The organism is Arthrobacter sp. zg-Y916, assembly GCF_020907385.1.
Classification (GTDB): Bacteria; Actinomycetota; Actinomycetes; order Actinomycetales; family Micrococcaceae; genus Arthrobacter_B; species Arthrobacter_B caoxuetaonis.
This window is the reverse complement of the sequence record NZ_JAJJOD010000009.1, coordinates 272,435-297,980: the sequence shown is the minus strand read 5'-3', so window position 1 is coordinate 297,980 and position 25,546 is coordinate 272,435. Positions and strand designations below refer to the sequence as shown.

Annotated in this window: 25 protein-coding genes and 1 tRNA gene; 14 read left to right on the top strand and 12 right to left on the bottom strand. The window is 65.7% G+C overall.

The window, feature by feature from the left end:
• Nucleotides 1-94: 94 nt before the first annotated feature.
• The gene (locus LOC59_RS14810; RefSeq protein WP_229972788.1) at nt 95-1,354 is read left to right on the top strand and encodes a DUF445 domain-containing protein; all 1,260 of its coding nucleotides are present in this window, start codon (nt 95-97) and stop codon (nt 1,352-1,354) included.
• On the opposite strand, the gene LOC59_RS14805 is transcribed toward LOC59_RS14810, so the two are convergent.
• From LOC59_RS14805 to LOC59_RS14795, 3 genes are all read right to left on the bottom strand, one after another.
• On the bottom strand, nt 1,351-2,097 hold the full coding sequence (locus LOC59_RS14805; RefSeq protein ID WP_227896550.1) for a hypothetical protein: 747 nt from the start codon (nt 2,095-2,097) through the stop codon (nt 1,351-1,353). The two genes, LOC59_RS14810 and LOC59_RS14805, sit on opposite strands and share 4 nt — an antisense overlap.
• Before the next feature lie 129 nt (nt 2,098-2,226).
• Nucleotides 2,227-2,493, bottom strand: coding sequence for a GlsB/YeaQ/YmgE family stress response membrane protein (locus LOC59_RS14800; RefSeq protein ID WP_229972786.1), 267 nt, complete (start codon nt 2,491-2,493; stop codon nt 2,227-2,229).
• 149 nt (nt 2,494-2,642) lie between these two features.
• On the bottom strand, nt 2,643-3,290 hold the full coding sequence (locus LOC59_RS14795) for an alpha/beta hydrolase (RefSeq protein WP_229972784.1): 648 nt from the start codon (nt 3,288-3,290) through the stop codon (nt 2,643-2,645).
• Nucleotides 3,291-3,442: 152 nt separating this feature from the next.
• On the opposite strand from LOC59_RS14795, the gene LOC59_RS14790 reads away from it, so the two are divergent.
• From LOC59_RS14790 to LOC59_RS14775, 4 genes are read left to right on the top strand one after another with little or no spacing between them, the layout of a single operon-like run.
• The gene (locus tag LOC59_RS14790; protein WP_229972782.1) at nt 3,443-4,504 is read left to right on the top strand and encodes a 1-phosphofructokinase family hexose kinase; all 1,062 of its coding nucleotides are present in this window, start codon (nt 3,443-3,445) and stop codon (nt 4,502-4,504) included.
• Entirely contained in the window at nt 4,504-6,684 is a 2,181-nt protein-coding gene (locus tag LOC59_RS14785; protein WP_227915813.1) for a PTS fructose transporter subunit IIABC, read from the top strand. The genes LOC59_RS14790 and LOC59_RS14785 overlap by 1 nt, the downstream gene beginning before the upstream one ends.
• 30 nt (nt 6,685-6,714) lie before the next feature.
• A complete protein-coding gene (gene ptsP / locus LOC59_RS14780; RefSeq protein WP_229972780.1) occupies nt 6,715-8,409 on the top strand; it encodes a phosphoenolpyruvate--protein phosphotransferase in 1,695 nt (564 codons plus the stop codon).
• A gap of 34 nt (nt 8,410-8,443) precedes the next feature.
• A complete protein-coding gene (locus LOC59_RS14775; RefSeq protein ID WP_227896544.1) occupies nt 8,444-8,722 on the top strand; it encodes an HPr family phosphocarrier protein in 279 nt (92 codons plus the stop codon).
• 156 nt (nt 8,723-8,878) lie between these two features.
• Here the strand turns inward: LOC59_RS14775 and LOC59_RS14770 are convergent, their stop codons facing one another.
• The 3 genes from LOC59_RS14770 to LOC59_RS14760 all read right to left on the bottom strand — a co-directional run bounded on the left by LOC59_RS14770 (nt 8,879) and on the right by LOC59_RS14760 (nt 11,107).
• Nucleotides 8,879-9,619, bottom strand: coding sequence for a hypothetical protein (locus LOC59_RS14770; protein WP_227896543.1), 741 nt, complete (start codon nt 9,617-9,619; stop codon nt 8,879-8,881).
• Nucleotides 9,616-10,344, bottom strand: a complete 729-nt coding sequence (locus tag LOC59_RS14765; RefSeq protein ID WP_227915819.1) for a helix-turn-helix domain-containing protein — start codon at nt 10,342-10,344, stop codon at nt 9,616-9,618. Before LOC59_RS14765 ends, LOC59_RS14770 begins: the two co-directional genes overlap by 4 nt.
• 172 nt (nt 10,345-10,516) lie before the next feature.
• Nucleotides 10,517-11,107 (bottom strand): hypothetical protein, encoded by a 591-nt coding sequence (locus LOC59_RS14760; RefSeq protein WP_227896541.1) that lies wholly within the window; start codon nt 11,105-11,107, stop codon nt 10,517-10,519.
• Nucleotides 11,108-11,271: 164 nt separating this feature from the next.
• Here LOC59_RS14760 and LOC59_RS14755 point away from each other — a divergent pair, with 164 nt between their 5' ends.
• The gene (locus tag LOC59_RS14755) at nt 11,272-12,360 is read left to right on the top strand and encodes an iron-containing redox enzyme family protein (protein ID WP_229972778.1); all 1,089 of its coding nucleotides are present in this window, start codon (nt 11,272-11,274) and stop codon (nt 12,358-12,360) included.
• Entirely contained in the window at nt 12,357-12,656 is a 300-nt protein-coding gene (locus tag LOC59_RS16800) for a CDGSH iron-sulfur domain-containing protein (protein WP_331460467.1), read from the top strand. The genes LOC59_RS14755 and LOC59_RS16800 overlap by 4 nt, the downstream gene beginning before the upstream one ends.
• Before the next feature lie 77 nt (nt 12,657-12,733).
• Here LOC59_RS16800 and LOC59_RS14745 read toward each other — a convergent pair.
• Nucleotides 12,734-12,806 (bottom strand) — tRNA-Lys (locus tag LOC59_RS14745).
• Between the two features lie 173 nt (nt 12,807-12,979).
• On the opposite strand from LOC59_RS14745, the gene LOC59_RS14740 reads away from it, so the two are divergent.
• From LOC59_RS14740 to LOC59_RS14730, 3 genes are all read left to right on the top strand, one after another.
• Nucleotides 12,980-13,624, top strand: coding sequence for a hypothetical protein (locus tag LOC59_RS14740; protein ID WP_227896539.1), 645 nt, complete (start codon nt 12,980-12,982; stop codon nt 13,622-13,624).
• Between the two features lie 222 nt (nt 13,625-13,846).
• Nucleotides 13,847-14,464: a DUF47 domain-containing protein gene (locus LOC59_RS14735; RefSeq protein ID WP_227896538.1), complete on the top strand. Its 618-nt coding sequence runs from the start codon at nt 13,847-13,849 to the stop codon at nt 14,462-14,464.
• Complete coding sequence (locus tag LOC59_RS14730) at nt 14,465-15,475, top strand: inorganic phosphate transporter (protein ID WP_227896537.1); 1,011 nt, start codon at nt 14,465-14,467, stop codon at nt 15,473-15,475.
• Nucleotides 15,476-15,504: 29 nt separating this feature from the next.
• On the opposite strand, the gene pstB is transcribed toward LOC59_RS14730, so the two are convergent.
• The 4 genes from pstB to pstS all read right to left on the bottom strand — a co-directional run bounded on the left by pstB (nt 15,505) and on the right by pstS (nt 19,687).
• A complete protein-coding gene (gene pstB, locus LOC59_RS14725) occupies nt 15,505-16,284 on the bottom strand; it encodes a phosphate ABC transporter ATP-binding protein PstB (protein ID WP_227896536.1) in 780 nt (259 codons plus the stop codon).
• Between the two features lie 78 nt (nt 16,285-16,362).
• Nucleotides 16,363-17,460, bottom strand: coding sequence for a phosphate ABC transporter permease PstA (gene pstA, locus LOC59_RS14720; RefSeq protein WP_423721987.1), 1,098 nt, complete (start codon nt 17,458-17,460; stop codon nt 16,363-16,365).
• A gap of 2 nt (nt 17,461-17,462) precedes the next feature.
• On the bottom strand, nt 17,463-18,431 hold the full coding sequence (gene pstC / locus LOC59_RS14715; protein WP_231704561.1) for a phosphate ABC transporter permease subunit PstC: 969 nt from the start codon (nt 18,429-18,431) through the stop codon (nt 17,463-17,465).
• Between the two features lie 134 nt (nt 18,432-18,565).
• Nucleotides 18,566-19,687: a phosphate ABC transporter substrate-binding protein PstS gene (gene pstS, locus LOC59_RS14710; RefSeq protein ID WP_227896533.1), complete on the bottom strand. Its 1,122-nt coding sequence runs from the start codon at nt 19,685-19,687 to the stop codon at nt 18,566-18,568.
• A 280-nt stretch (nt 19,688-19,967) separates the two neighbouring features.
• On the opposite strand from pstS, the gene LOC59_RS14705 reads away from it, so the two are divergent.
• The 3 genes from LOC59_RS14705 (at nt 19,968) to disA (ending at nt 23,755) form a co-directional block, all read left to right on the top strand.
• On the top strand, nt 19,968-21,098 hold the full coding sequence (locus LOC59_RS14705; protein WP_227896532.1) for an FUSC family protein: 1,131 nt from the start codon (nt 19,968-19,970) through the stop codon (nt 21,096-21,098).
• A gap of 62 nt (nt 21,099-21,160) precedes the next feature.
• Nucleotides 21,161-22,528: a DNA repair protein RadA gene (gene radA / locus LOC59_RS14700; RefSeq protein ID WP_227915824.1), complete on the top strand. Its 1,368-nt coding sequence runs from the start codon at nt 21,161-21,163 to the stop codon at nt 22,526-22,528.
• 150 nt (nt 22,529-22,678) lie between these two features.
• Nucleotides 22,679-23,755: a DNA integrity scanning diadenylate cyclase DisA gene (disA, locus tag LOC59_RS14695; RefSeq protein WP_227896530.1), complete on the top strand. Its 1,077-nt coding sequence runs from the start codon at nt 22,679-22,681 to the stop codon at nt 23,753-23,755.
• A 27-nt stretch (nt 23,756-23,782) separates the two neighbouring features.
• Here the strand turns inward: disA and LOC59_RS14690 are convergent, their stop codons facing one another.
• On the bottom strand, nt 23,783-24,502 hold the full coding sequence (locus LOC59_RS14690) for a hypothetical protein (RefSeq protein ID WP_227915826.1): 720 nt from the start codon (nt 24,500-24,502) through the stop codon (nt 23,783-23,785).
• An 87-nt stretch (nt 24,503-24,589) separates the two neighbouring features.
• Here LOC59_RS14690 and LOC59_RS14685 point away from each other — a divergent pair, with 87 nt between their 5' ends.
• On the top strand, nt 24,590-25,534 hold the full coding sequence (locus tag LOC59_RS14685; RefSeq protein WP_227896528.1) for an A/G-specific adenine glycosylase: 945 nt from the start codon (nt 24,590-24,592) through the stop codon (nt 25,532-25,534).
• Nucleotides 25,535-25,546: the final 12 nt, after the last annotated feature.

Genomic DNA, 25,546 nt, shown 5'->3' with positions numbered 1-25,546 from the left:
TTGCCTGAATGTCCGCTTGCCTGACGTCCTTGAACCCTACTGCCCGGCGTGTTCTCCCGCCCCTGCGGTGCCGGTTTGTTCCGGAGGTGCGCCCATGAGCACGCCGCTGCTGGAAAAGGACGCCGTCAAAGCCGCTGCCCTGCGGCGGATGAAGCTGGTGGCCACCGGCCTGCTGGTGATCCTGGGCATCATTTTCGTTTTCGCATTCGCCCTCCAGGACCAGTACCCCTGGCTGCAGTACGTGCGTGCCGCCGCCGAGGGCGGCATGGTGGGTGCCCTGGCGGACTGGTTCGCCGTCACTGCACTGTTCAAGCATCCCCTGGGCCTGAAAATCCCGCACACGGCCATCATTCCCCGCAACAAGGACCAGATCGGTGCCACGCTGGGCGACTTCGTGGAGGACAACTTCCTCTCGGACGAGGTCGTCGAAGCGAAACTGGCCTCGATCGGAGTTGCCGAACGGGCCGGAGCCTGGCTTTCCCGGCCGGAGAGCGCCGCGCGGGTGGCCGCTGAAGGCGCGGCGGCGATCCGCGGGCTCCTGCGGGTGCTCGACGACGAGGCAGTCCGGGAAGTCCTTGAGTCCATCTTCCGCAGGCACGTGGTTGACGTCCCGTGGGGGCCTCCGGTGGGACGGATGGCTGAGAAGGTACTCGATGAAGGGCACCACCACAAACTGGTCGATCTGCTCGTGGACAGCCTCACCGAATGGGTTGAACAGAATCCCCACGTAGTTTCGCGGCTGGTGTCGGAACGCTCGCCCTCATGGGTTCCCGGCTTCCTGGACGACCTGGTCGGTGAGCGTGTCCAGGTAGAGCTCACCCGCTTCCTCGAAGCTGTGCAGGACGATCCGAACCACCAGGTACGGCGGGCGCTCGATGACTACCTGCGCGGCTTGGCCAACGACCTGCAGCATGATCCGGAAGCCATGGCCAAGGCCGAGCGCATCAAGGAACAGGTGCTGGATGATCCGCGGGTAAAGGAACTGGTCACCCAGACATGGAGCACCATCAAGAACGCCCTGGCCGAGGCCGTTGACGATCCGGCCAGCGAACTGACCACCAACTTCAAGTCAGCCGTGCAGGACTTTGGCACGCGGCTGGTCAGCGATCCGGAGCTGGCCGCCAAGGTCAACGCCTGGGTGGCTGATGCCGCGGGTTACCTGGTCCGGACCTACCGCAAGGACATTGCCGGCGTCATCACGGAAACGGTGGAACGCTGGGATGCCGAGGAGACCTCGGAAAAGATTGAACTGCAGGTCGGCAAGGACCTGCAGTTCATCCGCATCAACGGCACAGTGGTCGGCTCACTCGCCGGCCTGGCCATCTTTACCGTCGCGCACGCGGTTTTCGGCTAGGCCGGCCGCTTGTCAGGGAGCGCCTGGATTTCCTCGGCAAGCTCTCCCGGAATGGACTCGGGTGCCTCACCGAACGCGCGGTGGGCTGCCTTGATGACGGACCGGCCCATCGTGTAGTTGCCGGCCCCGCCAATAACGGCGCCAACCCCCAGTGGCAGCGCCCGCCCAATGATGACGGATCCCTGGCGGGCAAGCATCTTCTTCATGAACTGGCGCCGGATGGTCGCACCGAGGCTGCCCAGCATCCCGGAGGAGGCGCCGCCGAGGGCGTTGCCCCACGGCTGGCCCTTGCCGAGCTGCTGCATCATGGCAGTGCCCTCTTCACCGAGCATGATGGCCATGACCACGGTCCGCGAGCGCTCGGGGTCCTGGAGCCTAACGCCGTGGATCTCAGCGACAGACTGGGCATACAGGGCCGTGGCTTCGAGGAAGCCAACGGTCGCGGCTGCGGAGAGGCCCAGCGCGGCAGCAGTACCAACCGCCGGGATTACAGCCGTCGCACCCACTGCCGCTCCGCCTCCGGCGACGGCTGCGAGGTAGTGGTGTTCCAGGATTTTCACGAGTTCCGCGGCGGACGCGTCGGGGTGCCTGCGCTGCAGCCTGCGGATGTTGGCAAGGACCAGTGGCCGCTGGACTTCCACGGCCCGTTCGATGCCCCGGGCAATGTGTGATTTGGGCCTGCCGTCACGGTCGAAGACGGCACCGCCTGCAAGCCGCAGTGCACTGTTGGTCTTGAAGCCCATGAACGCTCCTTACAATCGCCGATGTCCGCCCATCAGCCTACGCGAGCGGACTTAAAAGAGAACGGGCCCACGGAAGCAAATCCGTGGGCCCGTTTCCTGGCTGCGGGCAGAACCCGCAGCCGTGCCTTACTAGGCCCGAGCACCGCGCTTGGTGATCATGCCGTAAACCAGCAGGACGATCACGGAGCCGAGGATGGCTACGAGCCACGTCTGGATCGAGAAGAATTCCTCAAGACCAATGCCGAAGATCGCGTTACCGATGAAACCGCCCAGCAGGGCGCCAACGACGCCGAGGACCATGGTGATGATCCATCCGCCGCCCTGGCGTCCCGGAAGCAGAGCCTTCGCAATGGCGCCTGCAATAAGTCCCAGAATAAGGAAAGCAATGATACCCATGTGAATACTCCTTGCTGTGTGAGTGACTAGTGAAAGTCCGCGCTGCCTGTGGGCAACGCTTTCCCTAAGCCTACTTCATAAGTAACCTTACGCGAACTCGAATAGCCCCAAAATAACCGCCGTTAGGAACATCGTGCCTAGTCAGAGGCTTAATCAGGGAGCTTATATTTTTTTGTGTTCCGCACGAATCTGTTCAGGAAAACACCTATGTCGCGCACTTCGTCCGCACCTATCCGGTGCCCCATGCCGGGGTAGGTGCGCGCAGTCAGGAAGGTGTTGGCAGCCAGCCAGGATTCGGCCGCAAGCACGGCGTCGGGATGGATGACCCAGTCCTCGCGGTCCCTTCCCCAGAAGAAGGGCACGGGGTCCGCCAGGGGTTCCGCCATGGCGAGCAGTTCACTGGGAACCACAAACCCGGACAGGCCGACAACGCAGGTAAACGCCGCAGGCCTCAACCGCAAGGCTGTCACGGCCATGGCCATCCCCTGTGAGAAGCCCAGCAGCGAGACGCCGGTGAACGTTCCCTGCTGCTGCAGCTCCGTGATGGTCGCCAGCAGTGCGGATCCGGCCGCCAGCACCTCAGCCGGTTCCGACGCCAGCAGCGGATCCAGCAGGAACCAGCCGAAGCGCCCGCCGACGTCGAACGGCCCGCGGAGCGCAGCACAGGTAAATCCGGCGGGCAGCCGGCCAAAGAGCCCGGCCATGGCAGCCTCGTCAGAGCCGTACCCGTGCAGCATGACCAGCAGGTGGGTGCCCGTGCGCTCGTTTTCGGGAGCGGACCAGAGAACGTGGTGCATGACTCCAGACTAGGGGGCGCCAGTGCTCGCCGCGGCGTTTGGGGACGCAGCGGACCGGCCTTCCGGGAAGCCATTGCAAATGGGTTGGACAGGAATCTACCGTTGCAGGACAGCGCATACCCGTGCGCCGCGGCCACTGATTACGGGGGCACATGTACGCAGCAATGAACCGGGGCGCCATAGTGACGCTCACCGCCAACCCGAGCCTCGACAGGACGATTGAACTCGCCGGCACCCTGATGCGCGGGGCTGTCCAACGGGCCGCTGGCAGCCACGAGGAATCCGGCGGCAAGGGCGTAAACGTCTGCCGGGCGCTGAAAGCCTCCGGCACTGACTGCATTGCAGTCCTGCCCGGTGACGACTCGGATCCCGTCATGGCCGGGCTCCGTGCGGCGGACATTGATTACCGCAACCTCCCCATCGGTACTGCCCTCCGGGCTAACCTGACGCTGACCGAGCCGGACGGCACCACCACGAAGGTCAACCTTCCCGGACCGGCGCTGGACACGTCCCTGCTGGAGAGCCTTGTGGCCCTCACAGTGGATGCCTGCGCCGGCCCCGGGGATTCCATGCCGGCAAGCTGGCTGGTGCTGGCCGGCTCGCTGCCGCCGGGTCTTCCGGCGGACTTCTACGCGGTCGCCGCCCGCGCCGTCCGCGAACGGTTCGGTGCAGCGGCACCACTGCTTGCCATCGATTCATCCGGCGTTCCCCTGCTGGGAGCGCTGCTCCATGATGCCGCCCCGGACCTGCTCAAACCCAACGGCGAGGAACTTTCCGAGGTCACAGGCATCGCCTCCGGCGAGGAACTCGAAGCGAACCCTCCCTTGGCGGCGAGCGCCGCCATGACACTGATCGAGCGCGGAGTCGGCGCTGTCCTGGCCACGCTGGGTGCAAAGGGCGCCCTGCTGGTAACTCGCGACGGCGCCTGGCTGGCTACCCGTCCGCCCGTGGCTGCGCGGTCCACGGTCGGTGCGGGTGACTCTTCGCTGGCCGGGTACCTCCTGGCGGCGACGGCGGGACAGGCTCCTCCTGACTGCCTGCGCCAAGCTGTCGCCCACGGCGCGGCAGCTGCGTCCCTTCCTGGCTCCACCGTGCCTTCGATGGAGCAAACCGAACCGGGGGCGGTGACGGTCAGTCCACTCGAACTGCATCCGGTTCCGCCCGTAATTCCCCGGGGCGGTCCTGCATCAACCATGCCTAAGGAGCAAGACTGATGTCAGATTTGATCATTCCAGACCTGGTAACCCTCGACCAGGACCTGGGCACAACGCGTGAGCAGGTCATCCGCCACCTTGCCGAAAAGGTCGTGGCCACCGGCCGGGCCACCAGTTTTGACGAGCTCTTCGGGGATGCGATGGCCCGTGAGCAGAAAACCGCCACGGGCGTACCGGGCGGGATAGCCATTCCACACTGTCGATCCGCCGCCGTCACCCAGGCGAGCCTGGCCATGGCACGGCTGAAACCTCCGGTGGACTGGGGCGCCAAGGACGGCCCGGCTGACATCGTGTTCTTCATCGCCGCTCCTGAAGGCGCCGACCAGGAACACCTGCAGCTGCTGGCAAAACTTGCGCGGTCACTGATCAAGAAGGACTTCACATCAGCCCTTCGCAACGCAGCAACGCCCCAGGCGGTCGTGGAACTCGTGGACGGTGCACTGGGGCTGGGACCGGCACCCCGGACAACCCCGGCTCCCGCCACCGGCTCCACGGACGCCGGATCCGGTGCATCCGCCGCAGACCATCCAGGCGGAGCATCTGCAGCGGCTGCCGGAGGTGCCGCAGCAGGCGCCACCCCCGCAGGCGCCGGAGCAGGCTCGGAAAACTCCGCGGGGACCGTGAGCGGCGGCGGCGGAACCGCAACAGCAGGAGACGAACCGGCGTCGGCGTCCGGTCCCAGGCCGGAGAGCCTCGTGGCAGTCACAGCCTGTCCCACAGGAATTGCCCATACCTACATGGCCGCGGATTCGCTCGCTGCAGCCGCAGCTGAACGCGGCATAGACCTGCAGGTCGAGACCCAGGGATCGGCAGGTTCCACCCCGCTGGACCCCGAGGTGATCAAGAACGCCTCGGCGGTGATTTTCGCCGTTGACGTGGATGTCCGGGACAAGGGCCGCTTCGGCGGAAAGCCTGTGGTCAGCGGCCCCGTCAAGCGAGGCATCGACGAGCCCGGCGTGATGATCGACGAAGCCCTGGCAGCCGCCAAGGACCCCAATTCCCGGAAGGTTTCCGGAGGCGGAGGCGGCGGCGAGGAGCGGGCATCTTCGGGCGGAGAGAACTTCGGCGGGCAGCTCAAACGGGCCCTGCTCACCGGCGTCAGCTACATGATCCCCTTCGTCGCCGGCGGCGGCCTGCTGATCGCCCTCGGCTTCCTGCTCGGCGGCTATGAGCTCTCGCTCTCCGACGACGCCGGGGTTGCCAACGGCGATAACATGCTTGACGGAACTGGGCTCTTCAACCTTCCGCCCGAGGGGCTGGTGGCCTATCTGGGAGCGGTTTTCTGGAAGATCGGCAACATCTCCCTGGCTTTCCTTGTCCCGGCCCTGGCCGGCTACATCGCCTACGCCCTGGCGGACCGCCCGGGCATCGCACCCGGGTTCACGGCAGGCGCCGTGGCCGTGTACATGGATGCAGGCTTCCTCGGCGGCATCGCCGGCGGCTTGTTGGCCGGTTACGTAGCCATGTGGGTGGGGCATTGGAAGGTCCCAAGCTGGCTTCGCGGACTTATGCCGGTGGTTATCATTCCGCTCCTCGCCTCCCTCATAGCGTCCGGTTTGCTGCTACTGGTCCTTGGCGGACCCATCGCCGCGCTGACACTGGCCCTGAACGACTGGCTGTCCGGCCTGACCGGCGTCGCCGCTGTGGGGCTGGGCGTGATCCTGGGCCTGATGATGGGCGCCGACCTCGGCGGACCGATCAACAAGGTGGCCTACGCCTTTGCCGTAGCCGGGCTGAGCGAGGGCGCCTTCGACAACCAGGCACCCTGGCAGATCATGGCCGCGGTCATGGCCGCAGGCATGGTTCCGCCGCTGGGCATGGCACTGGCGACCGTGCTGGACAAGAGCCAGTTCAGCATGGCCCTCCGGGAGAACGGCAAGGCCGCCTGGCTGCTGGGCGCGGCATTCATTTCGGAAGGCGCGATTCCCTTCGCAGCCTCCGATCCGCTGCGGGTTATCCCCTCCACCATGCTGGGCGGAGCTACTGCCGGTGCAATCTGCATGGCCGCGGGAGTAACGTCGCAGGCACCCCACGGCGGGATCTTCGTCTTCTTTGCAATCGGGAACATCCTGATGTTCATCGTCGCAATCCTCGCCGGCATGGTCGTCAGCGCGCTTGTCCTGGTCGGCCTGAAACGGGCAACATCGCCAAAGAACACGACGGAACCCATTGTTGCCTAGGAACCGCGGGACCCACAGAGAGGTACTTTAATGCGCACCATCAAGGGAATCGGAGTCAGCCCGGGCCGGGTGCTGGGCCCGTCTCTGCGGATGCCGCCGCCCGTTCCGGAACCGGATGCCGGCCTCAAGTTCGGGCCCGGCAGTTCCGTGGACGGGGAAAAGGCACGCCTGAAGGACGCCGCGGAAAACGTGCGCGAAGACCTCAAGCGCCGGTCTGCAGCGGCTTCAGGCGATGCCAAGGCCGTCCTTGATGCGACCGCGATGATGGCAACGGACCCCATGCTCCTCAAGGCAGCCGGGAAGCACATCAACAACGGGATGGCAGCCGACCGGGCCATCTGGGAAGCAGGCCTGGAGGTCGCTTCCATGCTTCAGAGCCTGGGCGGGTACATGGCAGAGCGGACCCAGGACGTGCTGGACGTGCGTGCCCGCATCGTCGCCGAGCTGGACGGCCTGCCGGCGCCCGGCATACCGGCGTCGGACGTTCCCTTCATCCTGACCGCAGAGGAACTGGCACCGGCGGACACTGCGACACTCGACCCGGCACTGGTGATCGGACTCGTCACCAGCGGCGGCGGCCCGCAGTCGCATACCGCCATCCTGGCCCGGTCCCTCGGCCTGCCCGCCGTCGTGGGAGCAGCGAGCGCTGATTCGATCGTTGACGGTGCAGAAATCTACCTGGACGGCGCCACAGGGACAGTCGTCGTGAACCCCGGAGTTGCCGAACGCGAGGCAGCACAGAAGTACGCCTCACGGGGCTCCCTTCCAGCCTTCAACGGAGTGGGTACGACGTCGGACGGCCACCGCGTCCCCCTGCTCGCCAACGTGGGTTCGGGCAAGGATGCCGTAGCGGCAGCCGCGGCCGGGGCGGAAGGCGTGGGACTGCTGCGGACGGAGTTCTGTTTCCTTGGCCGCGACACCGAACCAAGCATTGAGGAGCAGGTCGCCGCCTACGGCGCAGTGTTTGAGGCCTTTCCGGGCCGCAAGGTGGTGATCCGGACACTGGACGCCGGGGCGGACAAGCCGCTGCCGTTCCTGACGGACGCCACCGAACCCAATCCGGCACTTGGGGTCCGCGGGTTCCGTACGGACCGGCCCTCCCCCGGAGTCCTCACAAGGCAGCTGGAGGCGATTGCCGCGGCGGCCGGTTCCCATGAATCGGATGTATGGGTGATGGCACCGATGATTTCCACCGCCGATGAAGCGGCCGACTTCGCGGTGATGTGCGGCGCCGCAGGGCTGGCAACGCCGGGCGTCATGATCGAAGTGCCTGCCGCTGCGATCATGTCCAGGGCAGTCTTGTCGCGGGTTAAGTTTGCGTCCCTGGGCACCAACGACCTGACGCAGTACACCATGGCGGCCGACCGGCAGCTCGGAACACTGGCGTCCCTTAACGACCCCTGGCAGCCGGCTGTCCTGCAGCTCATTGCCGCAACCGTGGCCGGCGGTGCCGCAGCGGGGGACGTGGACGGAACTGTGCGCAGTGTGGGTGTCTGCGGGGAAGCAGCGGCAGACCCGGCCCTCGCCGTCGTGCTGACCGGGCTGGGCGTGAACACGTTGTCCATGACTCCCCGGGCTCTTTCTACCGTGGGTGCGGTCCTGGCCTCCGTGACCCTCCCCCAGGCCCAGGAGCTGGCGGCACTGGCCCTGGCCGCCGAAACCGCAGCCGAGGGGCGTACCCAGGTGAGGCGCAAGCTACCCATCCTGGAGCAGCTCGGCCTGTAAAGCATTCCTGATGACCTAATGGAAGGACATACCAATGGCTGAACGCCAAGCAACCATCGCCAGCAGGGTGGGACTGCATGCCCGCCCCGCCTCACTTTTTGCGGAAGCAGCCGCGGCCCAGCCGGTGGAGGTAACGATCGCCATGGAAGGCGATTCTGCGGAAGAGGCAATGGATGCCTCGTCCATGCTTTCCCTCATGAGCCTGGGCGCGTCACACGGAGACGTGGTTGTCCTGCGGGCGGAAGGCGATGGCGCAGACGCTGCGCTGGACGAGCTGGTCAAGATCCTGGAAACGGACCTGGACGCCCAATAGCCTGCGCGTTCCAACAGGATGGAAAAGGTGAAGCCAGCGGCCTGTTGGGCCGCTGGCTTCATTAGCAACTTCACGCTGACCCCCCACAGGCAGCGGACGTTACATATTCATTAGTCTGGCACACCAGCATGAATATGTGAACAAAATCTGTGAAATTCAACTCACGTTTCTGTAACTTTCGGCTAGCGGACTCGGCCGGGGCCGGATCATTTGCCGGCGGTGTGACGCCCACATGATGGCAAGACCCACCGTGACGAGGATGACCGCAGAAAATGGCAGGAGCAGCATGAAGGCCCCGAGATCGGCGACGAGGGCGAGCGCCGTGAAGACCACGACGATGGCGAGTCCGATACCCATGAGTCCGGCCCCGATTCGGTGCGGCAGGCGGTAGCAGGTATTGCGGGATGCGGCGAGCGCCGGAGCGCACACGCAAGCCGCGACATAGGCAGGGTAGAGCCGCCCCAGCATGGCGTAGACCTGGACGGAAACCTGGTCGTCATAGGCGTACAGGCTGGTAGACGTGGCAGGCAGGTCACTGGCGACGAAGAATCCGACGGTCAGCGCAACGATGATGCCCAGGACCACCAGCCCGACCGGCCCAATGATCAGCTTCTTCGCCCAGTCGGCACCAAAAGCCGCTGCGCCGCGCACGCCGAGGATGACGAAGACACCGTACAGCGCCATCCTTAGGAAAAGGTTGGCAATGTTCACGCCTCCCACCAGCGGGTCAACAGCGGTATAGATTGCGGGCAGACTCAAACCCACGGACACGGATATCAGCACCATGCACGCGAACATCATGCGGTTGCGCCCCCGGATTGCGTCCGGCAGGCGGAAAAGTGCGAAGAGGGAACTGATCCCAAAAGCCGTCATCTGGACGGCAACTCCTGCGGTCATCCCAAGTTCTCCAAAAGTGCGTGGTCATATTTTTCGTCGTGTTCGCGTTTCCGCAAAACTTTGGCAAGTGCATCCAGCCGGTCCCGCGCAAGGGTGACCAGTTCAACGTCGGACAAACCTGCGACAGCTTGTTCCCTGGCCCCCGGAGGCCAGCCGCCTTCTTCAGGCTGCAGCACGCCGGTGACAACCAGTCCGCTGGTAAGGGAAACGCCTGACAGGCGCGCCGCCTGGACTGCGACGTCAGGCGCCAGCCGTTCCGCGCTTAGCTGGGCAGAAATATTCTGCGGGGCGATCCCCGTGGCGGCCGAGAGCCGCTGGCGCAGGTCCCCTGCATCGATGGCTTCGAACCACAGACGCACGGAACCGGCATACGGAAAAACGCACTGTTCCAGCTGGAGGCCGGATTCTGGCTCTGATGCGGCCCTTGACAGGAGGGTGCGCAGAATGCAGGGATAGGACACCTGGCTGATGAGCTCTGCATCAGTGGGCGCACGGCGGCCCTCAGCCAGTCCCTCGAATTCGGGAAAAGCAGACAGGGCGATGACCGGATCCTCGTCGAAGGCGCGGGCCACGCGGACCACGGTGTCTACCGACACTGTTCCGCGCACCAGCTGCTGTGCGAGGGTCGAGCGCTTGATTCCGGTCTTCCGGCAGAGGTCGCTCGTAGATTCCCCTGGCGCCACAGAGGTGCGCCAAGTCTGGAATGCCTTGGCGGCAATCCCCATTGCTTCCCCCTGATTGGATTCTTCGAACAGGCATCAGTATACTGTGATGACTGGCTCCCCTCTCTGCGTTCCCCCCATATGCAGAGGCGGGAGCCAGCTCCAATTAACCCCAATTAACTCCGGTTAACCGGTGCTGCGATCCGAATTCCTGCGTTGAACAGCCGGCCCGACGCTACCCGGCCCGCCGGCGTGCGGCAGCGCGTGCCTCTTCCCAGGCTTCCTCGAGCTGATCCACGGCCGAGGCACAGAGCTGCACTGCTTCGTCGCTCCCGGGCTCTGACTCCGCCGCCGCCTGCGCAGCCTCTGCCGCGGCGGCTGCCCGGGCAAGCCTGCTGGTCTCAACTTCCCGCACATCCGAGATCCCCGGATACTCACTGCCCTTCCAGGGATCGAGTTCGTAGGAACTCCAGTCCAGCAGCACAGCCTGGCGCCGCTGCGCCAGCGCTTGGATCCGGGTTTTCCGCAGTTTCCTGCGGCGGGCAGCCAGCCTTCGCACGTGCCTGCGCCGCAGCCATAATCCTCCGGCTGCTGAACCCGCCATCACGGCCAGCCCGGTGACGGCAGCAGCACCCGGACCTGAGACCCCTGCCCACGCCACGGCGGCGACGGCAGTGAGCACACCCGTGAGGCCAATCCAGAAGAGCCGTTCGCCGTCGCCCCTCCGAAGTGCCGAATCCATCGCAGGAACACCAAGGAGGACAGCCGCGGCAGCCAGCAGGAGGGCGGGGAAGGCGGCCAGGAAGCCGTTATCCATGCCTGGCATAGGCGGAGTGCTCCCTTCACGGTGCTGACTGAGCGGGCTGAGCGGGCTGCGAACTGTGCGGCGGACAGTGCCGCAAAATACCAAGTATGCTGATGGACGACGTTTTCGGAAGTCTTCTTCGTAAAAATCAAGCATCGCATGACGCCTCACACCTAAGGAACTACATGTTGGTACCTGCTCCGCGGGGAGAGCTCACCTCCGCACTCTTGGATGTCCTTCAGTCTGGCCCGGAGGCTTCTCCGGACACGTACCGGAGGCTGGAGGCGACCGCCCGTGGCGTCCTCGACGCGGCCGGGGACATCCTTCGGCACGATGATGTGCAGCTGGCGCTGTTCTGCTTGTTTGAGCTCCACTACAGCGGCCTGGACGGGGTGGATCCCGACATGGAATGGCAGCCGGAGCTGATCAAGGTCCGGCGCTTGCTCGAAGCGGCCTTCGAGGCGGCCCTGCGGGAGGAAGTGCACGTACCCGCCCTGCCCGCCCCCGAGGCAGAGCAGGTGGCCCAGGCCCTGTTCGCCATGGCCGCGGATGACGACGGACCGAGCGTTTCCCGGTTCATCGCCCGGCACGCGACCGAGGACCAGCTGCGGGAGTTCCTGGTTTTGCGTTCTGTCTATCAACTGCGCGAAGCGGATCCCCACAGCTGGGCGATTCCCCGCCTGGCGGTTGGGCGGGCCAAGGCTGCGCTGGTAGAAATCCAGGCCGATGAATACGGCGGCGGGCGGCCGGAGCGGATGCATTCCCTGCTGTTCGCCCGCACCATGGAGGGGCTGGGACTGGATACGCGCTACGGCTACTACCTGGACCGTGTTTCCGCCCTGGTCCTGGCCTCATCGAACGCCATGTCCCTCTTCGGCCTGAACCGGCGCCTGCGCGGTTCGATCGCCGGGCACCTGGCTGCGTTTGAGATGACCTCCTCGATTCCCAACTCGTTCTACGCCAGGGGATTCAAACGCGCGGGCTACGGGGAGGACGTCACGTTCTACTTCGATGAGCACGTCGAGGCAGATGCGGTCCATGAGCAGATTGCTGCCCGGGACCTGGCCGGAGGGCTTGCCGAAGCGGAGCCGGAACTCCTGGCGGACATTCTGTTTGGCGCCTCGACCGTGCTGACGCTGGACGCCCTCCAGGGCGAGGAGCAGCTTGCCGCCTGGACGGAAGGCTGCTCGGCCCTCCGCGAGCTCCCGGGGCAGGGTTCCGGTGCCGCGGCCGCCCTCGCGGCCGATGCCGCCGCCGTCGGGGTCCCGGCATGAGTGCCGCGCCGTCCGGCCCGGCTGCGACCATCCCGGCTGCGACCATCAAGAGCACTGGAATCAGGGTCGTGGCAGCAGGGGACAGCGCGGACCATGACGCCGTGAGCCTGACGTCCTGCCCCGGAGGGCCGCTGCTGGTCCGTGGAGACTTCGAGGTGCAGGCCGACGACGGAACGGTGATTCCGAAGAACCGGGAAACCGTGGCCTTGTGCCGCTGCACCGGATCCAAGATCAAGCCGTGGTGCGACGGCACCCATAAGCTCCTCAAGCGCCCGGCGGCAGAGGCTGAGGAATAACGCCCCGCAGGTGGACAAAAGCAAGAAGCACCCCGGTTCAGATGAACCGGGGTGCTTCTTCGCCGTTCGGCGCAGGGTGGGCCCTGTGGGGCTCGAACCCACGACCCACGGATTAAAAGTCCGATGCTCTACCAACTGAGCTAAAGGCCCCCCGCCAACTGGCCGCGGAATACTCCGGGCGTGTCGACTTTTCCACTTTATCGCACGGCTTACGAATCGTGGAAACCCCTCGCAGGCCGTGCTGGGCCAAGGCGCGGCTGGCAGCGTTTCCGCCTGCCGGAAGCCGCCTCGATTCCCGGTTCCGGCGGGAGTATTCTCAAAATATGACTGAGTCGAATGCATCGGTTCCCCGTCACCACAAGCCAAAGCTCTACGCGCCCATGGACTTCGCCAACCACCCCGGCGGCGCAGACCCGGCCCGCGTCTCGGAAGCTGCCCATCTGGCCGCCCAGGCACTGGTCCACCATGGCAGGCAGAGCGATGATCCGGAGGTTACACGGCGCCTGGTCGAGCTTGCTGACCAGCAGGGCCTGGAAGCCATTGCCGAGATCTGGGCCACCAGTCCGGCACGGTCACTTCCGGGCGCGCTCTGGCGCCTGTACGCACTGCGGGCCGCGGTCCAGCAGAATCCTGAGCGGGTCGCGTCCTACTATGCGGCCGGCAAGGAAGCCGCGCAGGTGTCCAAGGTCGTGGCAGGAGTCGCCGAGCCCCTTGGCGCTGACGAAGTGCGGGCCATGGCCGACACGATTCTCTCCGGTGCCTTCGAGGGAGATTTCGACGTCGCCCTGGAACGCTTCGCCGCTTTCTGCCGCGTGGTGGCCCTCGGTGAAACGCATCACGCGGACTCCACTGAGACGGCCAACAGCGAGCGTGCCACCGAGCTGACCCGCAACGCCCGGCAGCTGGTTTTGACCGCTGAAGACCTGGAACATTCGGCTGAAGCGTGGCGCCGCGGCGAGCTGGACTGACCATCGACCCGCTGCTCCGGGCCTGTGGACAGCGCAGTTGACATCGGAGACGGGGAGTAGAAAACTGAAACTGGTGTCGGACCGCGGAACCCCCGGGCTTCAACTTAGAGCCGCTTCGAGCGGCCTTCCGCCGAGAGGCGCTCCCGGTTCGGCACCGTTACTCTTTCCTCCATCGGATATTCTTACCGGTGTGACGACCCCCCAGCAGCCCAGGTCCATCCGATGAAGCTCCGCCTTTTCCCGCAGGAGAATGCCGGCCTGGACCTGCTGTCCCGGATGGCGTCGCAGGCCGTGCGCGGTACGGCCACCCTTTCCGAGGCCCTTGGTGCCGAGCCGGCGGAGTTTCCCCGGCTGGCCGAGGAACTCCACGCGCTGGAAGCGGAGACAACGGAGCTCCATTTCGCGCTGATGACGCAGATGCGGACCAGCTTCATCAACCCGCTCCCCCGCGAAGACCTGTACGACCTCTCCCTCATTCTGCTGGCGGCAATGGAGCGCCTCGACAGTGCGGCGGAGATCATTTCCCTCTACAAACTGACGAACGTCTCCCGCAGGGCGGCCGAACAGCTCGAAGTCGTTGGCCGGCAGTCCGAGCTCACGGTTGCCGCCATGCGGACCCTCGCCTCTCTGGAGGACCTCGAGGACTACTGGATTGAGATGCTGCGCCTGAGCAAACGCGTGGAACGGACCCACCGCATGTGGCTGGCGGAGCTCGCCAACGACCACAAAGCCCTCTCCTACATCCGCCACCGGGACCTCGCAGACCAGCTCGCGGCGGCGTCGAAGGAACTGCGCCGCGTGGGAACCTACGTAGGCAACATCCTGGTGCGGGAATCGTAGGTGACCACCGCCCTGCTCGTCGCCGTGATCGCCTTTGCGGGCTGCTACGCCTTCATCAACGGCTTCCACGACGTCTCCAACTCCGTTGCGGCCGCGCTGCGGACCCGGGCATTGACCCCAGGCGCCGCCGTCGTCTCGGCCAGCGTCTTTAATCTCCTGGGCGCGCTGATGAGTACCACCCTGGCATTGGTCCTGGCGGATCTGTTCATCAAGCTGCCCGCCGGAAGCAGCGGGCTGGGGATCCTCATAGCCGGGCTGGCAGCGGCCTGTGCGTGGGGTTTATGGACGTGGCTGCGCAGAATGCCATCCTCCTCCACACACGCCCTTGTAGGCGGCATTGTGGGTTCCGGAGCGGCATCCACGCTCGTTGGCGGGCAGAGCATCTCCGAGTCGTTCCGGGTGCTCTGGGACCAGATCGCCCTGCCCCTGCTGCTCTCCCCCGTGATTGCCTTTGTTCTGGCCTATCTGCTGGTGTATCCCGTGATGTGGCTGATGCGGTACAGCTCGCTGCGCCGGGGGGACGCCGGCAACCGGATTGCGCAGTCCGTGCTGTCCGCGGCCTTTTCACTGGGTCACGGCATGCAGGACGGGCAGCGGACCATGGCAGTGATTGTCCTGGGTCTGGTGGCTGCGGGCTACTCGACCGGCGGCCAAATCCCCTGGGGGGTGCAGCTGTTCGCCGGAGGCGCCCTTGCTGCGGGCGCACTGTTCGGCGGATGGCGGATCACCCACACCCTTGGCTACCGGCTGGTGCGCATTGATCCGCTGCGCGGCATGAGCGCGCAGGCCGTAGCCACGGCGATGCTCTTCCTGGGCGGGCTGTGGCTGCACATTCCACTCTCCAGCACCCAGACCATGACGTCCGCGATTGTCGGTGCGGGAGCCAACCGCCGCTTTGCCGCGGTACGGTTCATTCCGCTTCGCGAGATCCTGGTCACGTGGCTGATCACTGCACCGGCTGCAGCCCTGCTGGGCGGGATCTTCTTCCTGGCGCTCAGTCCGCTGCTCTGAGGCCGGCCTCCGCCTGCAAAAACTCCGGGTTACCCGAAGCGGCCTGAGACGTAGTCCTCCGTGGCCTTCACTGACGGATTGTTGAAGATCACCGTGGTGTCGTCATACTCAATGAGCTTGCCGGGCTTGCCGGTGCCGGCGATATTGAAGAACGCCGTCTTGTCCGAGACCCGTGCGGCCTGCTGCATGTTGTGCGTGACGATCACGACCGTGTAGTCGCTCTTGAGCTCCTCGATGAGGTCCTCGATGGCCAGCGTTGAAATGGGGTCCAGGGCCGAGCAGGGCTCATCCATCAGGATCACCTCGGGTGAGACCGCAATCGCCCGGGCAATGCACAGGCGCTGCTGCTGGCCGCCGGAGAGGCCTGAGCCGGGCTTGTTCAGCCGGTCCTTGACCTCGCGCCACAGGTTCGCGCCGGTGAGGGACTTCTCCACCAGGTCATCGGCGTCGGACTTGGAGATCCGCTTGTTGTTCAGCTTCACGCCGGCCAGCACATTGTCACGGATGGACATGGTGGGGAACGGGTTCGGGCGCTGGAACACCATGCCGATGTGGCTCCGGACGGTCACGGGATCGACGCCGGGGCCGTAGAGGTTTTCGCCGTCGAGCAGGACTTCACCCTCCACGCGGGCACCGGGAAGGACTTCATGCATCCGGTTCAGCGTGCGCAGGAAGGTGGACTTGCCGCAGCCGGACGGGCCGATGAACGCGGTCACCGAGCGCGGTTCCATCTTGATGCTGACGTCTTCGACGGCCAGGAAGTCGCCGTAGTAGACGTTGAGGCCCTTGACGTCGATTCGCTTGGACATGTGTTTCCTTCTGTTCTGTTCCGGTGGACATCCGTACGGATGTCCTGTGCCGCAGCAGCGGCCGGGTCGGTCTGGAGGTCAGCGGCCGGTCTTCGGCGCGAAGATTCGCGCGACCAGCCGTGCGGCAAGGTTCAGCAGCATGACCATCACGATCAGCAGCAGGGCGGCGGCCCAGGCACGCTGCGTGCTCGGGTCGGTGTTGGTCGGTGAGGTCGGGCTCATCAGCTGCCGGTAAATGAAGGTCGGAAGGCTGGCCATCCAGCCGGCAAACACGTTGAGGTTGATGGTGTTCACAAAGCCAGCCGTCACCAGCAGCGGTGCGGTCTCGCCAATAACGCGGGCTATCGCCAGGGTAACGCCGGAGGCAATGCCGGAGATGGCAGTGGGCACCACGACCTTGAGGATGGTCCGCCATTTGCGCACGCCCAGTGCATAGGCGGCCTCGCGCAGCTCGTTCGGGACGATCTTGAGCATTTCCTCCGTCGAGCGCACCACCACGGGGATCATCAGGACGGAGAGCGCGACGGCGGCAACAAAGCCGGTGCGGGTGCCCGGCCCGAACAGCAGGCCGAAGAACGCGGCGGCGAACAGGCCCGCGACGATCGAGGGGATGCCGGTCATCACGTCGACAAAGAACGTGATGGCACGGGCAAGGGGGCCGCCCTTGCTGTACTCGACAAGGTAGACGGCGGTGAGCAGGCCGATCGGCACGGAGATGACCGTCGCCCACAGCGTGATCAGCAGGGTGCCCATGATCGCGTGGTAGGCACCGCCGAGGACCGGTCCCCCGGTCTCCACGGTGTTGTTGTCCACGGTGCCGGTCATGCCGCCCATGGAAGTAAACAGGAAGTCCGGGCTGAGGCCGGGGATGCCGCGCACCAGCACGGTAAAGATCACCGAGACCAGCGGGACCAGCGCCAGGATGAAGGCGCCGTAGATCAGGTTCGTGGCGAAGCGGTCCGCAGCCCGGCGGCTGCCTTCGACGACGCGGGTGAGGATTGTTCCGGCAGCCACGAAAAGGACGGCGGAGAAGATCGCGAACGATGCGATATGGAAGCCGAGGAGAGCGGAAAGCGCAGCGCCCAGGATGACCGAGGCCGCCAGGACGGCCCACATGGCATAGCCCGGCAGCCGGTTCTTGGTCAGTGATGAGGAGCGGGTCAAAGTGGTGTCAATCATCAGTTGGCTCCCGAGAATTCTTTGTGGCGGCTGATGATCCAGCGGGCAATGACGTTCACGATCAGCGTGATCACGAAGAGGACCAGGCCTGCGGCGATCAGCTCAGAGAGGCGCAGGCCGTACGCCTCGGGGAAGTTCAGTGCGATTTCCGCGGCGATCGTCTGGTTGCCGGGCCGGATCAGGCTGGCGATGAGGCCGCCGGAGGACAGCACCAGGGCTACGGCCATGGTCTCTCCGAGGGCGCGGCCCAGTCCCAGCATCACGGCGCTGATAATGCCCGGACGCGCGAAGGGGAAGACGGACATGCGGATCATTTCCCAGCGGGTGGCGCCCATGGCCAGGGCTGCTTCCTCATGGAGCTTGGGAGTCTGCAGGAAGATCTCCCGGCTCAGCGAGGTGATGATCGGCAGGACCATGACTGCAAGGACGATGCCGGCGGTGAGCATGGTCTTGCCCGTCTGGCTCGCGGGTCCGGTGAAGAGGGGGAACCAGCCTGCGTTATCGGCAAGCCAGTTGTACGGGCCCACGAGTGCGGGTGCCAGCACGGTCATGCCCCAGGCTCCGTAGACCACTGACGGAATGGCGGCCAGCAGGTCCACGACGTAGCCAAGGGTCTGGGCGAGCCTGCGCGGCGCATAGTGGGAAATAAACAGGGCGACGCCGATTCCCACGGGTGTTGCAATCAGCAGTGCGATGGTGGCGGCAATGACCGTGCCGATCACCAGCGGGAAGATATAGGCCAGGAAGCCCGAGCCGCCTGAGATGTCCGATGAGGATGCGGTGAAGGTGGGGAGTGCCTGCCACAGCAGGAAGGCTGCGACGGCGAACAGGACAGTCAGGATGAGGCATCCTGCCAGGAGCGTGATGCCGGAGAAGACTTTGTCCCCCGCGCGCCCGGCACCGCCGGTGCCCTGTATTGACTTGCTTGACACTGCACAACCCTTCGAACTTTGTTGGCACTTTTGCATTACGTTGTGGACAAGACACCGCACTCGCCAGTTTTCACTGTCCATCGATGAGATTCAAGCTGGGCCCGGACCGGGCGAATGCCCCGCGCTGCGCCCGCGGCGCGGCGCGGGGACTGTCCCTTCAGCTCTTGGTTTCAGGAAGCAACCTTGATGGAATCGAGAGCTTTCGAAGCCTGTTCCTGCAGGTTAGCGGACAACGGGGCGTTGCCTGCGGCATCGGCCGCGGCTGCCTGGCCCTCAGCACTGACCACGTAGTGGCCAAAAGCCTTCACCAAGTCCACAGTTTCCTGGTCCTCATACGCAGTGCAGTAGAGGTGATAGGAGACCAACACCACAGGGTAGGCACCGGATTCAGTGGTGTCCCGGGCAAGTTCCATGGCCATATCCAGCTCCGGACGTCCCTCTCCCTCTACCGGAGTCGAAGCCTCCACGGCCTTCGCCGCCGCATCAGGGGTGTAGGCAACGTAGTCATCACCCACCTTCACGGCTACCGTGCCCATGGTTCCGACGGCTGAGGCGTCCGCGTAGGTGATTGCGCCTTCTGTAGCGCTGGCTGCCGATACGACGCCGCTGGTGCCCTGGGCGTTTTCCTGGCCGCTTAGCGCGGCTGGCCATTCGCCGTCGGGCTCATCGGTCCAGACCGACGGAGCCGCAGCGGCGAGGAATTCAGTGAAGTTTTCCGTGGTTCCCGACTCGTCCGACCGGTGGACCACCGTGATGGCGGTGGCCGGCAGTTCCGTGCCCTCGTTCTGGCCGGTAATGGCCGGATCGTTCCACACGGTGATCTCGCCGCGGAAGATCCCGGCGAGGGTGTCAGCGTCGAGGTTCAGTTCCTCCACAGCCTCGAGATTGAACGCGATGGCGATGGGGGAAATGTAGGCGGGAATGTGGAGGGCACCGTCGGGACCGCAGACTTCAAGGGACGATGCGGCTTCCTCGTCCGACAGGTAGGCGTCCGTTCCAGCGAACTGCACCCCTCCCGCCAGCAGGGCTTCGCGGCCTGCGCCCGAGCCGTCCGGTGAGTACTGGACCGAGGCGGTGGGGTTGGCGGAGTTGAACCCGGCGATCCAGGCGTCCATGGCGGCAGACTGCGAGCTGGCCCCTGCCCCGGTAAGCGTTCCGGAGGCGGTCGAGGCGGAGGCCGCGGCATCTGTGCCGGCGGCGGCGCCGGTGGCGTTGTCAGAGCCACAGGCGGCCAGGGCCAGGGCGGATGCCGAAAGAACGGCCGCGGTGCGGCCCAAGCTCAATACCTTCACGTTGTTGTTCCCTTTCAAGGGTGTGGTGGCATTTCCGGCGCCAAGAGCGCCGGGAGACCGTGTTCCTGGGCGGATTTCCCGTCCCGCAACTGAGCGTGCCCTCCCAAAGTGAACAAAAAGTGAACTGGGGCCAAGCACTGGGGGAATTCCCGTAGCGTTCAGGCCTCCCGCTTGTTTCCACAGGGTCCGGAAACAAGCGGGCATAGATCCAGCCGGCCATCTGCCGGTCATAGTGACTCGCCGGGTCGGCACTTCGGCGGAGCCGTCCTAGACTAATCCCATGCCAGCCCGTAACCGTATCGCCGCCAGCCGCGGGTTCCTGCGGGACCGGTTCCGGGTAGGGGTGAAGCGCAGCGGAGCCTCGGTCATCCCCGCACTGCAGATGACAATCTGCGCGGTGGGTGCCTATGCCTTTGCTGAATATGTACTCGGCCACGAAGGTCCGCTGTTCGCAGCGACCGCTGCCCTGATATCGCTCGGCTTTTCCCGGGAACCGCGGACCCGCCGGGTGCTGGAGGTCGGAATCGGCTGCACGCTGGGCATCACGATCGGTGAGGCGCTGCTCCATGTCCTTGGCACCGGTCTCTGGCAGGCCGCCGTCGTACTCTTTGCTTCCCTGATGCTGGCGCGTTTCCTGGACCGCGGAGTCATCTTCACCACCCAGCTGGGACTGCAGTCCCTGCTCGTGGTGCTGCTTCCGGCGCCCGACGGCGGTGTCTTCACCCGCAGCGCCGACGCGGTGGTGGGCGGCATCTTCGCCCTGATCGTCACCATGCTGGCGCCGCGCGACCCCCGGCGCGAACCGAAATCCAACATTCGGGAACTGCTCAGCGAACTCTCCGCCGTGCTGCGCCAGACCGCTGACGCGCTGGTCCGCAGCGACTCGACCTTGGCGTGGCATGCATTGGTCCGGGCCAGGAATACCCAGCCGCAGCTGGACCTTCTGGCCCGCAGTATCCGTGATGCCCGCGAGGTCGCGAGGATTTCTCCGGCCTACCGGCGGTACCTCGCCGAGCTCGGCGACCTGCGCGGATCCGTCAGTTACCTGGACCTGGCGATCCGCAACAGCCGGGTCTTCGCCCGCCGGTCCACCTCCGTGATCAACCACGCAGCACTGTCGGATTCAGCGCTGGAGAAAGTCTCCGAAGTCATCAATGACACCGCCGACGCCGTTGATGTTCTGGCCCGGGCCCTGGGCGGCGGGGAATCCGCAGCCATGCGCGAACGCCACCTGCGCCAGGCCCGCAACGAACTTGCCGCCGTCGCGTCCCGGCTGCACCCCGCGAATTTGGAGGTCACCGATCTGTACGGCGATGCCCTGGTGATGCTCTTCCGGCCGCTGGTGGTCGATCTCCTCGAAGCCACCGGCCTGCCGCACGAAGAAGCGGTCAGCTACCTTTCCGAGGTCTAGCCTCCCGGCGGCAGCCGGCCTGCGTGGCCGGCCGTGTCAGTGCCGCCAGATAGCCTGTTGGCATGGCCACCAAGACATCCCGGGCAAAAACTGCCAACTACCGCTGCACCGAATGCGGCTGGACCGCCGTGAAGTGGGTGGGCCGCTGCGGTGAGTGCCAGGCCTGGGGAACAGTGGAGGAAGCCGGGGAAGTCCTGGCCCGGACCACGCCTGCCGCAACAGTCGCCCGCCCGGCGCAGCGGATCGCCGACGTCGACGCCACCACTGCCGCTTACCAGCCCACCGGGGTGGGCGAGCTGGACCGCGTGCTGGGCGGCGGCCTCGTCCCCGGCGCCGTCATCCTGCTGGCTGGGGAACCGGGTGTCGGCAAGTCCACGCTGCTGCTGGATGTCGCCGCACGGGTAGCCGGGCAGGGCAAGGACGTTCTCTACGTCACCGGCGAAGAATCCACCGCTCAGGTAAAGCTGCGTGCTGAACGGATCGGCGCGGTGTCCCAGAGCCTCTACCTCAGTGCGGAAACCGACCTGGGCCAGGCGCTCGGCCAGGTCGAGCAGGTCAAGCCAGCCCTGCTGATCGTGGATTCGGTGCAGACGCTGAGCAGCTCTGCGGTGGACGGCAGCGCCGGCGGTGTCAGCCAGGTCCGTGAGGTCGCGGCGTCGCTCATCAATGCGGCCAAGACCAGGAACATGACCACCTTGCTGGTCGGCCACGTCACCAAGGACGGTTCAATCGCCGGCCCCCGGCTGCTGGAACACCTGGTGGACGTGGTCTGCCAGTTCGACGGCGACCGCCACTCGCGCCTCCGGCTGGTCCGTGCGGTCAAGAACCGCTACGGCCCCACGGACGAAGTGGGCTGCTTCGATCTCACTGAAGACGGCATCGAAGGACTGGCTGACCCGTCCGGCCTGTTCGTTTCCCGCACCAAGGAACCCGTGTCCGGAACCTGCATCACGGTAACCCTGGAAGGGCGGCGTCCGCTCGTTGCCGAGGTCCAGGCCCTGCTGGCTGAAACCGGAAATGCCCAGGCCCGCCGGGCCACGAGCGGCCTGGACTCGGCCCGAGTGGCCATGCTGCTTGCCGTGCTGCAGCAGCGCGCCTCCATGAACCTCGCCAAGGACGACAGCTACGTGGCCACCGTTGGCGGAGTGAAACTGTCCGAACCGGCAACCGACCTCGCCGTCGCCCTGGCCGTTGCTTCGGCCAAGATGAACAAGCCTCTTCCTGCCCGGCTCATAGCCTTCGGGGAAGTCGGCCTGGCCGGGGAGGTCCGTCCGATACCCGGCATAGCCCGCAGGGTGCAGGAAGCCGAACGGCTGGGGTTCAGCCATGCCGTGGTTCCGGCATCCCCCAACGGTCCGGGCCAGGTTCCCGCCGGCTTCAAGGTACGTGAGGTCACTACGCTCTCCGAGGCACTGGAACTGCTCTTCTAGGGCGCGCCTGTCCCGCGGGTGTGAGCTTTCGCTGTCATACTGCGGGAACAATGGGGCCAATGTGGCATGTTGGCGCATTACTATGGTGAAGTGTCTGCGCACCCCACGCCCAGAACGCCCGTGGGCCGGACTGGCCGGAAGGAAGTGACAATGGCACGCACCCCCGAGGATGCGCTGAAGGCCACTCTGGCCAGAGTGGCGCCCGGAACCGCCCTGCGCGACGGTTTGGAACGGATCCTCCGCGGCCGGACCGGCGCGCTGATCGTCCTCGGCTTCGACCGCACGGTGGACTCCATCTGCTCCGGCGGCTTCGACATCGGTATTGAGTTCTCCTCCACGCGCCTGCGTGAGCTGGCGAAGATGGACGGCGCAATCGTCTGCGACAAGGACGGGGCGAACATCCTGCGTGCCGCTGTCCAGCTGGTGCCGGACCACACCATTGAGACCCACGAGTCCGGAACCCGCCACCGCACGGCGGAACGCGTTGCCATCCAGACCGGCTTCCCCGTGATTTCCGTCAGCCAGTCCATGCAGATCATCCAGCTTTACGTCGGAGGCCTGCGCCACGTCCTGGAGGGATCCGAACCCGTCCTGGCCCGCGCCAACCAGGCTCTGGCCACCTTGGAGCGCTACCGCACCCGCCTGGACCAGGTGACCAATTCACTCTCCGCACTGGAGATCGAGGCGATGGTGACTGTCCGCGACGTCGCCGTCACACTCCAGCGCCAGGAAATGGTGCGCCGGATCTCCGAGGAGATCTCGCAGTACGTGCTTGAACTGGGAGTCGACGGGCGCCTGCTCTCCCTCCAGCTCGAAGAGCTCACAACCGGGTTGGGCCCGGGAAGCGAAATGATTGTCCGCGACTACGCCGACATCAGCAGCACTCCGGGCAATGTGGACGAACAGGTCGCAACGCTGCAGAACCTCAGCTCTTCCGACATGGTGGACCTGGGCAAGATCGCTGCCGTTGTCGGTTTCCAGCCAGGCCAGGATTCCCTCGAAGCAGTGGTCCAGCCCCGCGGCTACCGCCTCCTGAGCAACATCAAGAGCGTCCCGCCGGCTGTCTCGAACCGCCTGGTGGACCACTTCAGCGGCCTGCAGAACCTCATGGCCGCCAACATCGAGGACCTGATGCAGGTTGACGGCATCGGCGAACAGCGGGCGCGGACCGTGCGCGAAGGACTTTCCCGGATAGCGGAGACCAGCCTGCTCGACCGGTTCATGTAATCCCCTCAGGCTCCGCGGCAACGGCCGTCAATCCAGCTGGAAGACAGCTTTCTCGCTGGTTTTTCCGCCCAGGCTCGCCGTGAACACGTACCACCCGGGGTTGGGATTGCTGGCTACGGCCGTGCAGCCGGGCGCCGAGCGCAGCCGTTCCCACGTGAAATTGGCCGTTTCGGACGCACCCGCCGCGAACTCCTTCACCAGGTCTTCGCCGCCGTCCTGGCAGTCCACCGAGGAGAAGATGCGGTCCGAACCGCTGGTGACGGTGAACTCCATTTGTGTGGTCCCTACATTGATCTCGCAGGGCTCCGGACCCGTATTCGTCACGGTGAGGCTCAGCACCGGATTCACCCCGGCGGCATAGACCGGCGCGTCGGTGGCTGCTTCGACCTTGACTGCCGCGGCCGGACAGGCGGGATCCGCTTCACCCTCGGCAGGTGCGTCCGGCTCCTCCGGGGCCTTGCCGCCGTCGTTCTCCGCAGCTGACGGCGAGGCAGTCGGCGCGGACTGAAAAGGTTCTGCGGCATCCGCGTTGCCGGGACGCGAAAGGGCTCCGGCGAGTGCTGTGGCTCCCCAGACCCCGCCCGCTATGACGAGCAGCAGGGCCAGGAGCAGCACCAGGCGCCGCCTGCGGTAGACAGCCTTGCTGGGACGCGCAGGCATACGGGAGCCGCTGCCGCCGCGAGGCTTGGCCTTCGCGCCGGCAGTGCCTCCCCGGCCCGGCTTGCCCTGGGGCTTTTTTCCCGCCATGCGTTAAGGCTAGGGAGGCAGCGGCGGATTACTGCGCACACCACGCCGGTCAGTAGAGTATTGGTGGTCAGACAGAGGGAGCAGCGGATGGAACCGGAGCACAAACGGAAGCTCCATGCCCGCATTAACGGCTGGTTCGCCGAAAATGCCCGTGACCTTCCCTGGCGCGATCCGGAGTGCAGCCCATGGGGCATCCTGGTAAGCGAGGTCATGCTTCAGCAGACGCCCGTAGTGCGCGTCCTGCCCGTGTGGCACGAGTGGATGGAACGCTGGCCCGAGCCTGCCGCCCTCGCGGCTGAACCCAGCGGCGAGGCCGTCCGCGCGTGGGGCCGGCTGGGGTATCCGCGCCGGGCGCTGCGCCTTCATGCAGCCGCCGCAGCGATCACGGAAGTGCACGGCGGCAAGGTCCCGGATACCCATGCCGCCCTGCTCACCCTTCCCGGCGTCGGGGACTATACAGCCGCCGCCGTCGCGTCCTTCGCGTTTGGACGCCGGGAAACCGTAGTGGATACGAATATCCGCCGTGTCCATGCCCGGCTGATCACCGGCAATGCCCTTCCTTCCCAGTCCCTGACAGCTGCGGAAATGCGGCTGGCTGACTCGCTGCTTCCCGACGCCGACGCTGAAGCTGTCGCCTGGAACGCATCGGTGATGGAGCTGGGAGCCATGGTGTGTACCGCCCGCAGTCCCCGCTGCGAAGAGTGCCCCGTGCTCAGTAACTGCGCCTGGGTGCAGGCCGGGCGCCCGGAGCCGCACTACATCCCCAAGGGCCAGGCCTGGCACGGGACCGACCGCCAGGTGCGCGGCGCCATGATGGCGGTCCTGCGGCAGGCCGAGGGTCCGGTGCTCCGCGAACTGCTGCTCACCGGTCCGGTGGATCTCGGCGCTCCGGCCGCAGACTCCTCCTTGAGCCCGCTGGGCGCACTGCATGCGCTTTCCGCACCGCAGGAGCAGCTGGAACGCGCTCTGGCAGGTTTGCTGCGCGACGGACTGGCAGAACTTTCAGACGCGGGTGTCCGGCTGCCGGCGTAGGGGCTCTGTTTC